General features: G+C 53.5%; 8 protein-coding genes and 1 pseudogene. All 9 read right to left on the reverse strand.

Translation table 11 applies throughout. The features are described from left to right. Positions 1-83: 83 nt before the first annotated feature. Positions 84-1,076: an alpha/beta hydrolase gene (locus FBQ85_21105; GenBank protein MDL1877638.1), complete on the reverse strand. Its 993-nt coding sequence runs from the start codon at positions 1,074-1,076 to the stop codon at positions 84-86. A gap of 188 nt (positions 1,077-1,264) precedes the next feature. Then, entirely contained in the window at positions 1,265-1,945 is a 681-nt protein-coding gene (locus tag FBQ85_21110) for a hypothetical protein (GenBank protein ID MDL1877639.1), read from the reverse strand. A gap of 73 nt (positions 1,946-2,018) precedes the next feature. Continuing rightward, the gene (locus FBQ85_21115) at positions 2,019-2,342 is read right to left on the reverse strand and encodes a DUF3307 domain-containing protein (GenBank protein MDL1877640.1); all 324 of its coding nucleotides are present in this window, start codon (positions 2,340-2,342) and stop codon (positions 2,019-2,021) included. 105 nt (positions 2,343-2,447) lie between these two features. Further along, on the reverse strand, positions 2,448-2,819 hold the full coding sequence (locus tag FBQ85_21120) for a thiol reductase thioredoxin (GenBank protein ID MDL1877641.1): 372 nt from the start codon (positions 2,817-2,819) through the stop codon (positions 2,448-2,450). A 170-nt stretch (positions 2,820-2,989) separates the two neighbouring features. Further along, a pseudogene (locus tag FBQ85_21125) lies at positions 2,990-3,788 on the reverse strand (four helix bundle protein). Positions 3,789-3,870: 82 nt separating this feature from the next. After that, entirely contained in the window at positions 3,871-7,416 is a 3,546-nt protein-coding gene (locus FBQ85_21130; GenBank protein ID MDL1877642.1) for an AAA family ATPase, read from the reverse strand. A gap of 177 nt (positions 7,417-7,593) precedes the next feature. Further along, on the reverse strand, positions 7,594-8,388 hold the full coding sequence (locus tag FBQ85_21135) for a phytanoyl-CoA dioxygenase family protein (protein MDL1877643.1): 795 nt from the start codon (positions 8,386-8,388) through the stop codon (positions 7,594-7,596). Positions 8,389-8,395: 7 nt separating this feature from the next. Further along, positions 8,396-8,920: a radical SAM protein gene (locus FBQ85_21140; GenBank protein MDL1877644.1), complete on the reverse strand. Its 525-nt coding sequence runs from the start codon at positions 8,918-8,920 to the stop codon at positions 8,396-8,398. 177 nt (positions 8,921-9,097) lie between these two features. Further along, a partial coding sequence (locus tag FBQ85_21145; GenBank protein MDL1877645.1) for a VOC family protein occupies positions 9,098-9,264 on the reverse strand: 167 nt, incomplete at its 5' end.

The raw sequence follows: 9,264 nt of genomic DNA on the forward strand, positions 1-9,264 counted from the left end.
TCCAGTTGAGCGTTTGCGCCCCGGCAAGAGCTGCCGCGCCGAGCAACGCCGCGTACATGAAAATGAATGTGACGTTTTTCATCTCAAAGCGACTCCAAGTAAGTTAGCGCCATCGGAAAGAAATAATTCCAGCCGGCCGGAAACGTGAGCAAATCATGCCCGGCGCCGTCAATGCGCTCAAGTTGCACGTTGGGATATGCGGATGAAACTTTGCGCGCGTGATCAAGCCCGTAGGCTTTGTTGCGCTGACTATAGACAAAAAGTATCCTGGTGGTGTATTGCTGAAGGTTCGTGGTCCAGTCCGGCTTCTCCTTCTCGCCCAATTCAAACAACGCCCGATTCACAATCGCGCCGCCGCGCCAGAACGGCAACGCGCCTTCATTCCCCAGCGGGCTGTCCTCGGCCTCATCCGCGAAGGAGAGCAATCCGAACTTGTAATCGAGTATCGCATGCTCGTCTTCGTCGCCGGTAATAAATTGTTCGAGATACACGGCATCATTTAGCGTTTCGCCGGTGAAGCTGAATTGGCGCGTGCGCTTCACGTAATCCAGGATGTCCTGCCAAATAAAACCGCCCGGCTCGGCCAGGATCGCGCCGTCAATCGCAGTGGGATGTTGATTGATATAAGCCGTCGCCAGCATCGCGCCCCACGAATGCCCGAGCAAAATGATCTTTTGCTCCGAAGAAGTTCTGTAATGCGCAATGACGGCGGCCAAATCGTCCAACATCAACTGAATGGAATAGGAGTCTTTGCGCTCGCGTTTTGATAAACCCGAGCCGCGCTGATCGTAAAAGATCACGTAATAACCGCGCCCGGCAAATTGTTTGCAGTTGAGCAAGTAGCGGTAATCCGCGCCCGGCCCGCCGTGCAAGATCACCAGCATCTTGTCCGCAGGATTGCCGAATGCTTCCGCGTGAAACGTGCTGCCGTTGATTGCAATCGCCGGCAAGGATGAATCGTGCTCAACGGTTTTAGGAACGAGGTTGCCTTCTTCATTGATCAGCCATTCGGTTTCGCAGCCCGCCGCGAACAGCCAAAGCGTGAGGGCTGGCAAAAAGATAAACCTTCGCTTCATTTGTTTTGTCTCCTCCAGCCTTCATGGCCGGCATTCACAGGGTTCTTAGCGGGAAACAAGTTTTTTTATGTTGATCGCTGAGATTTTTTCGCGAAACTTGGAGCGTCAAACTTCAAATTGACACTCCACTAAACTAAATGCCCTTTCGCAATTCCTTTATGTTTCGCGGACGCGAGTTTGCCCGCCATTCACAACCGAAACCTCACACCGGCGGTAAAGTGCAAGCCGTTGAGGGAAACATCGTTCTCCACCGTCGCGCCGGAGAGGGGATCGGTTAGCTCGACCGTATATTTGCCGATCAAATATCCCACCTCGCCCCAGAAGAACATTTTGTTCGTGTTCGCCAACTCGAGGCCGATGAAGGGCTTGCTCACCAAATCATTGCCCGAGGCCGAGGGCGATTCGGAGAATTGCCCCTGGCCCGGCACATTCAGGTTGAACTCGGCTTTCACGTTCACGAGCACGATGCCGCCCGTTGCGCCGGCGTAGATGCGCGCCTTCTCTTTAGGTTGGCTGAAGTAATACTGCGAGCCAATCATGATGGGCACGAGGCGAACCCGTTGCTCAAAGTCAAAGCTCGCGCCGCCGTCTTGGATGCGGCCTTCACCGCGATCCTTCCAAAGATTGGCCTCGGCGAGCCAGCTCCAGCGCGCGTTTTTTTGATAATACAATCTGCCGCCCAAATGAAAATTGCCGCCGGGCTTCTCCACTTTTGCGCCGAGATCTTCGAGCGCGCTCAAGTCATCATTGAGCACGTCGAGCTTTGCTTTATAGAAACCCGCGGCGGGAGCAACCGAAAATTTGCTCTGCGCCGAAGCGAGCATCGGCGTCAGCATGAGGGCGAGCAACAACAGCAAGATTTTTTTCATACCGAAATCTCCCTTTAAAATGAACGGGAATTGAAAAGGAAAAACCGCGTGGATCAGTTGTGCGCTGCGGTTCTTATGCCGTCGCGACCAAAGCAATCCACAGAATGTGAAAAATGTTGTCCGTAATGATAATCGACCACGGCGCGAGCGGCTGCGCGACGAACTCGTTGCGGCCCATGGCCTTCATACTCCAGAACACGAAGTCCGTCCGGTCTTGCAGCCAATGTTGCAGCGCGATCAACAGCAATTGCCACCAAGCCATGCCGGTAAACAGAAACGGCAGCATGTAAATCAGCACGTGCATTGTGCAAACCCGGGAGTCGGCTTTCTTGCCTTTTGCCATCCAATCATTCTGCAAAAGATAATCGCCGATGAGATGAGCATAGATCCAGTGCATGGCTTATCCTCGGAGAGTCGTTTTTTTATAGATTCCCGCTTTCGCGGGAGTGACGGTAGCAATGTGATGCTCACCCATAACGGGTATAACGCCGTATCGTCGGCATCACCGCAACAACGCACGAAGCTTGTTGGCGATGATTGGCCTCGGCGCGAGGCTGATGATCTGATCGACGAGTTGTCCATTCTTGAAAAACACCAGCATTGGAATATCTTGAATGCCGTACTCCGCGGCTACACGCGAACAGGCATCAATATCCACCCGCACGATTTTGATTTGCTCTTTGAACTCCTCGCGCAATTGCTCTAGGATGGGCGCGAGCATATGAGACGCGCCGCACCAATCCGCGCCAAACTCCACGAGCACAGGCTCAGGATTTTCGAGCACTTCTTTTTGAAAGTTCGCTTCTACAACAATCGTTTGCATTTCGTTCTCTCGTGATTGATTTCGGCGTGACGATGCCATGACAACCACCATGCCAAAATAAAAAAGCCACTTGGATGCGGCTCCAAGTGGCTTTTGGAAAAAGCAGATAACGATGATTGTTTATTTCAGGCAGGCTTCAGCGAAACTTGCGATATATAGCGAATTTGCGAAATATCGTGAATTTGAGAAGAAACGTCACATCTGGCCGATCCGCCGGATTTCTAAATTGCCCTCGTACCTCTACAATTCGGGTAACCAGCGCATCCCCCAAAACTGCGAGCCTGCGTTTTTGCCTTTGCGCGCGGTGCGCAAGACCATCGGCTTTCCACAGGTAGGGCAAGCAGGAGCTTTCTTATGAGCTTGTTCATTTGACTGCGCTTGATCAACACGATTCTGCTTCGACCGTTCGGCAAGTCTCGCTGCCGCTAATTGCTCCCTGTAGCCACCCTCGGCGATGAATTGCCGTTCAAGCGCGGTGATCTGTTGATCCAAAAGATAGTTCGTCTGATGGATCAAACAAATAATCGTGTTGGCAACAATTTCGGAATCCTTATGTTCCAAACAGGCGGCGTAAATTTTCCAGTGAGCAGCGGGATCGGAGTGATCGATTGAAGATTGCTGCTCCTGTTTCCGGCCAAGCGCCCGCACAGCAAGCGCTTCGCGATCATCTTTGTGCCACTGCCGTTTGCCTCGCTGGCGCAAAAAATCCTCGTAGTCCAACAGCAACTCGTCAAGGCTCGCGCGGGCCACATTGACCAGCTTCAATTCAGTCTGGCTCGAAGTGGCTGCGGCGCGGCTGCCCTCGGCAATATTCTGCCGCCCGCTGCGCGCGGCCAGTACCATTTGATCAATCGTACGAGAGCGCTTGTATAGAAAGCGTTCACAGAACAGAACCGTTGCATCATAGATGATCGTCGCCACTTGAAACGAGCGCAGCCGCCGATACCCTCCACTCGGGCGCACTCGTTTGATGTCCTGCAGGATCGGCGTAGGATCAGAGATATTCTCTGATTGCTTCATTTTGTTTGTTTACATCTGTAATAATCTCCCTCGCCAAATAAAACAAGCTATTTTTGCAAACAAGCTCGTCTTCCTAAAAACCTCACTTCTTAATCCCCAGCTTCTCCATTCGCGAGCGCAACGTCGAGGCATTGATGTTCAAGATTTTCGCTGCGCCTCTTTCGCCGCTGATGCGCCAATTCGTTTGCTCCAGAACTTTAATGATGTGATTGCGCTCCATCTCCTCGATCGAGATCAATCCCGGCGCATTCATTCTTGCGCCGGTGTGAGGAAGCCAATCGTCCAGCTTGAGTTGTTTACCCCGGCTCACAATCACGGCGCGCTCGATCACGTTTTCCAATTCCCGAACATTGCCCGGCCAATCATAAGCTTGCAAGGTGGCAATGAGATTTTGCGAAACGGTTTCGATCTTCTTGCCGGTGCGGGCGCTGTACTTTTTCACAAAATGGCTGATCAACAAAGGAATATCATCGCGGCGCTCGCGCAGCGGCGGAATGGTAATGGGGAAGACGTGCAGCCGATAATACAAATCTTCGCGAAAACGGCCGTGCGCGATTTCTACTTTGAGATCGCGATTGGTGGCGGCGATGACGCGCGTATTCACCCGCAACGTTTGTTGCCCGCCGACGCGTTCGAACTCGCCTTCCTGCAAAACGCGCAATAGCTTGGCTTGCAGCTCCGGCGGCAGCTCGCCGATTTCGTCGAGAAAAATTGTGCCGCCATCGGCAAGCTCAAAGCGGCCGATTTTGCGGGCAATCGCGCCGGTAAAAGCGCCCTTCTCATGGCCGAACAATTCGCTTTCAATCAAATTCGCGGGCAACGCGGCGCAATTCACTTTCACCAAAGGCCGGTCGCGGCGTTCGCTCAAATTATGCACCGCGCGCGCGAGCAGTTCTTTGCCCGTGCCCGATTCCCCGAGAATCAACACTGTGGCCTCGGTGGCGGCGACTTGCTCGACTTTGTGCAAAACTTTTTTGAGCGCCTCGCTGCGGCTGATGATGTCGCCAAAATTGTGCTCGAGATTGATCTCGTCCTGCAAGTAAACGTTCTCCGCTTCGAGCCGGTTTTTCAAGCCTTCCACTTCGTTGAGGGCGTGCTGCAACGCCTCGGAGAAAGCGGTGCGTTCGGCCACTTGTTTCTCGAGCGCGGCTCTTTTCTCTTCAACTCTTCTGATTCTGAATTGATGCCACGTGAAAGCCGCGGCGAGCACGGAAAAAATCGCGAGCGCGCGAAACCACCACGTTTGCCAAAACGGCGGCGTGATCACGATGTTGATGGACACGCCCTGCTCATTCCAAACGCCGTCGCTGTTCGCGCCTTTCACGCGAAAAACATATTCGCCCGGATCGACGTTGGTGTAACTCGCAAAACGTCGCGTGCCGCTCTGCACCCAATCCGGATCGAAGCCTTCCAATTTATAAGCGTATTGATTTTCCATCGGCGCAGCAAAATCCAACGCCACAAAATCAAACGAAAAAAAGTTTTGCCGGTAGGAAAGTTTGATCTCCCCCAGCGAAGAGAGCGCGGCCGGCAACGCCACCGGCTTGCCGAAAACATTGAACTGCGTGATGACCACCGGCGGCGCGTGCGGATTATCCTTCAAGCTGTCGGGATGAAAAGCAATGACGCCTTCATCGCCTCCGAAAAACAATCGGCCTTCAGCGCTTTTGTAATATGCGCCCGAAAGAAATTGATTGCTCAACAAGCCGTCCTTGACCGTGTAGGTTTTGAACCACCCGTTCTTCGTATTGAGTTTTGACAAGCCTTTGTCCGTGCCCAGCCAAAGGTTGCCGTTTTCATCGGGCAAAATGCTTTTCACAAAATTATCGGGCAAACCCTCCTTATCCGTGTAACGCGTCACCTGCCCGGTGTTGGGATCGAGCCGATTCAAACCGCTGCCGAATGTGCCGGCCCAAATTGCGCCGCCCGGTTCGATATATATCGCATAGATCGCGTCATTGCTCAGGCTCTGAGAATTTTTCGGATCGTGCTGATAGCGAGTGAATATTCCCGTTCGCTGGTCGAAACGATTCACGCCGTTGCCGAAAGTGCCGATCCACAAATTTCCGTTTTGATCTTCGCCAATCGCCCAAATGTTATTGCCGCTGAGACTCTGCGGATTCTTAGGGTCGTGGCGATAATACGTGAACGTTTTTTTCTCACGATCCAATTTGCACAAGCCGCTGCCTTTGGTGCCGATCCAAAGCTCGCCCGCGGCGTCTTCAAAAATGGTTTTCACTTCATAATGATCCGCGAGAGAGGGATCGAGCGGTCGGTGTGGATAATGGACAAAATTCCGCGTTGCCGCATCGTAGCGATTCAAGCCCCGGCCCGTGCCGATCCACAGTTCGCCGCGGCAATCCTCGTGCAGCGACAGGATGCCATACGTAACGAGCGTCGTTGGCTTCGCGGGATCGTGGCGATAATGCGCGAGAAGTTTTCCCTCACGATCATAGCGCAATAAACCGTCGCCGCTCGTTCCCAACCAAAGCTCGCCGTTGCGATCCTGCAAGATGGCGTATACGCCCTGGCTGCGCAGGGTTGGGTAGCGCGTAAAAACGTCCTGCCGCCGCTCATAACGGTTGAGGCCGTGGCGATACGTGCCCACCCACATCACGCCGGAGCGATCTTCGAATATGCAACTGATGCGATCCTCGCTGAGTGAATGCGGATCATTGGGGTCGTGTGCGTAACGGAAAAAACGATCCGTCGTTTTATCATAACGCCACAAACCGGTATGAAAAGTGGCGATCCATAACGCGCCTTTGCTGTCCTCATAAATATCGAAAACCATGTTGGGAATAAAGGCGTATGGATCTTGGGGATCGTAACGGCAGCGCGTGATCGTATCAGACTTGTGGTCATAGCGATTCAAGCCGGCGTTGGTGCCGATCCAAATGACGCCGTCGCGGTCTTCGCGAATGTGGCCGATTAGATCGCTGGTGAGACCCGTGGGGTTTTGGGGATTGTGACGATAATGCGTGAAGGCGTTTCGTTCCCGCTGAAAGCGATTAAGGCCGGCATTGGTTCCCACCCACAACGTGCCGGTGCGATCTTCGCAAAGTCCCAAGATGTAATCGCTGCTGATCGTCGCTGCGTCGCGAGCATCGTGGCGGTAAACCGTCAGCGCGTCGCGCTGCGGATCGTAGCGATAAAGCCCCTCGTTCGTGCTTATCCAAAGCTCGCCGTGTTGGTCTTCCAAAATGGCCTGAACGCTTTTGCCTGTGAGGCTTTCAGGATGATTCGGCTCGCTTTTAAAGCGGTCGAACTTGTCGGTGTCGGGGTTATAGCGGCGCAAGCCGTCATAACCTGCGCCGACGTAGAGATTCCCCGTGCGATCGGCATACACCATCTGCACAAATCTGCTCGCTAGTGAATTGGAGTCCGCGGGATCAGGCTTGTAAACCGTGAAGGCGTAGCCGTCGTATTTATTCAACCCGTCTTCGGTGGCGATCCAAAGAAAGCCTTGTTGATCTTGCACGATTTTGGTGACGGCATAATTGGAAAGGCCCTGCTCCACCGACACCTGCTCGAAGCGAATGTCATGCAATTGGGCAAAAAGCGCGGCAGGAAAGGAGAACCAGAGCGCGAGGCTCCAACAAACGGCGTGATTTTTGGGCTTTTTCATCACGCCAGAAAGTAAACATATTTTTGAGAAGCGCAAGAGGGCGCGGTGCGGCGTCAACGGCAAGAACAAACCTGCGTGCGCGCCTCACCTCAAACGCATAAAACGCCATCTTCACCTCACCAGCCGGCCATTTTGCAGAAAGGGCTCGGCCAGGCCCTTGAGCGAGTCATCGGCCTCCTAAACAGTTTCCGGAAAAAATTGGATGGAGTAAATGCGGCGCAAGCGGTTGGTGTTGTTGGCGCCGGAACGATGAAAAGCCGTAATCGAAAACACCGCAATCGATCCAGCCGGGCAATTCATGGGAATGCCGGGGTGGTCGCCGAAATAACCGATGCGATCATTCGAACCCGGAAGAACTTTGTGCTCGACCTTCTCGCGCGCGCCGGCTTGTGAGTAGGGCAAAATGTAAATGATGCCGTTTTCCTCGTTCACGTCGTCGAGCGGTATCCAGGCGTTGACGTAGTATTTGTGCGTGTGATCGACATAGCCGAAATCCTGGTGCCAGCCGAACGCTACGCCCTTTTTGTCCGTGCCCTTGATGACGAACTGTTCCCAGAACAGCATAGCCTCGCCGCCGATCGTGGCGCGGCAAATTTCCGCCATCAGATCGCTGAAAATGAATTCGGCGAGCTGCGGCCGATTTTTGTAAGGCAGGAAAACGAAATAGCGGCTGTTGCGCCGGCTGAGATCAAGCTCATCGACGCCGAGACGATCCATTTCGGCATTCTGTTCGTTGACGTGATGATCACACTCGGCGCGCAGTTTTTCGAGCTGCTCGTCCGGTGTGACTTTCTCGGGGAGGAAATAGCCTTCCCGGTGATATTGGTTTTTCTGCTCTTCGGTGATGTGACGCGCAATCGGTGTGCTCATTTGCGGGTTCCTTTCCTGATGATGATCGAGCCCGCCCCCCGGACCGACCACGTGAGTTACGCCGCGTTCGTGCAGCCCAATCGCTGCAACGTTGCAAGCCATTTGATTCTCATTGCCTCGCCGGCGGTTTGCACCTCGCGCAAATGCGCCGGCTTTCCGATTCTCGCCGCCTTGTCCCTGCCCATGACATGATACGACATGATTTCAATCCCCTCCAGCCCGGGATAGCGTGCGGCAAGCGCGGCGATGCCTGAGAGATGAGCAGGCGAATCGTTAACGCCCGGGGGAAACGCAGCATGATGCGCGCGCGTTTGCTATAAAGAAAATGCAAATTTCGGCGTATCGCGTGGTTGGATACGCCGGTAAAACTTTTGTGCAAAGCGGCATCTGTTGCTTTATAGTCGTAGAGGAAAAGATCCACGGCGTCCAATAATGCCGCAAATTTATCTTGTGAAGCAAAGCCGGAAGTATCCAGGCAGGTGTGAATGCCGCGCGCTTTGGCCGCATGCAAAAGCACGCGGGTAAATTCAAATTGCGCCATGGGCTCCCCGCCGGAAATCGTCAAGCCGCCGCCGGAGCGCTCATAATAGTCCTTGTCTTTCAGCACTTCTTCGATGATCTTCTCGATGCTCATCTTTCTACCGATAATTTACAGAGCCTCGTGGGGGTATGCTTTTACCCACCGGCCGGCAAGCTCGCAGCGCGAACGGGCAAGCTCATGCCTGCCGTTGCATTCCTCTGACGAGCTTGTCGGAATGTCACATCGCGGGGATGAGGCCGGAGAGTTGGGAATTAAGTATGCCGGACTTTTTCATAAATATTCGATCAATTCAATGTCCAATCCATCTGGGTCTCTGAAAAATGCAATGCGCACCACATCTTGAATCGTCTTTGGCAGTAGGGTGAATTTCACTCCCGCTTTGGAGAGCCGTTCATATTCTTCATCAACGCTATCGACAAGCAGGGCGATGTGCTTGT

It is taken from the genome of Cytophagia bacterium CHB2 (assembly GCA_030263535.1).
In the GTDB taxonomy this organism is placed as follows: Bacteria; Zhuqueibacterota; Zhuqueibacteria; order Zhuqueibacterales; family Zhuqueibacteraceae; genus Coneutiohabitans.

Coding starts and splice junctions, on each gene's coding strand:
- FBQ85_21120 (MDL1877641.1), bottom strand. CDS start 2,819: ATGGTGGTTGTCATGGCATCGTCACGCCGAAATCAATCACGAGAGAAC.
- FBQ85_21130 (MDL1877642.1), bottom strand. CDS start 7,416: ATGAAAAAGCCCAAAAATCACGCCGTTTGTTGGAGCCTCGCGCTCTGG.
- FBQ85_21115 (MDL1877640.1), bottom strand. CDS start 2,342: ATGCACTGGATCTATGCTCATCTCATCGGCGATTATCTTTTGCAGAAT.
- FBQ85_21105 (MDL1877638.1), bottom strand. CDS start 1,076: ATGAAGCGAAGGTTTATCTTTTTGCCAGCCCTCACGCTTTGGCTGTTC.
- FBQ85_21135 (MDL1877643.1), bottom strand. CDS start 8,388: ATGGCTTGCAACGTTGCAGCGATTGGGCTGCACGAACGCGGCGTAACT.
- FBQ85_21140 (MDL1877644.1), bottom strand. CDS start 8,920: ATGAGCATCGAGAAGATCATCGAAGAAGTGCTGAAAGACAAGGACTAT.
- FBQ85_21110 (MDL1877639.1), bottom strand. CDS start 1,945: ATGAAAAAAATCTTGCTGTTGTTGCTCGCCCTCATGCTGACGCCGATG.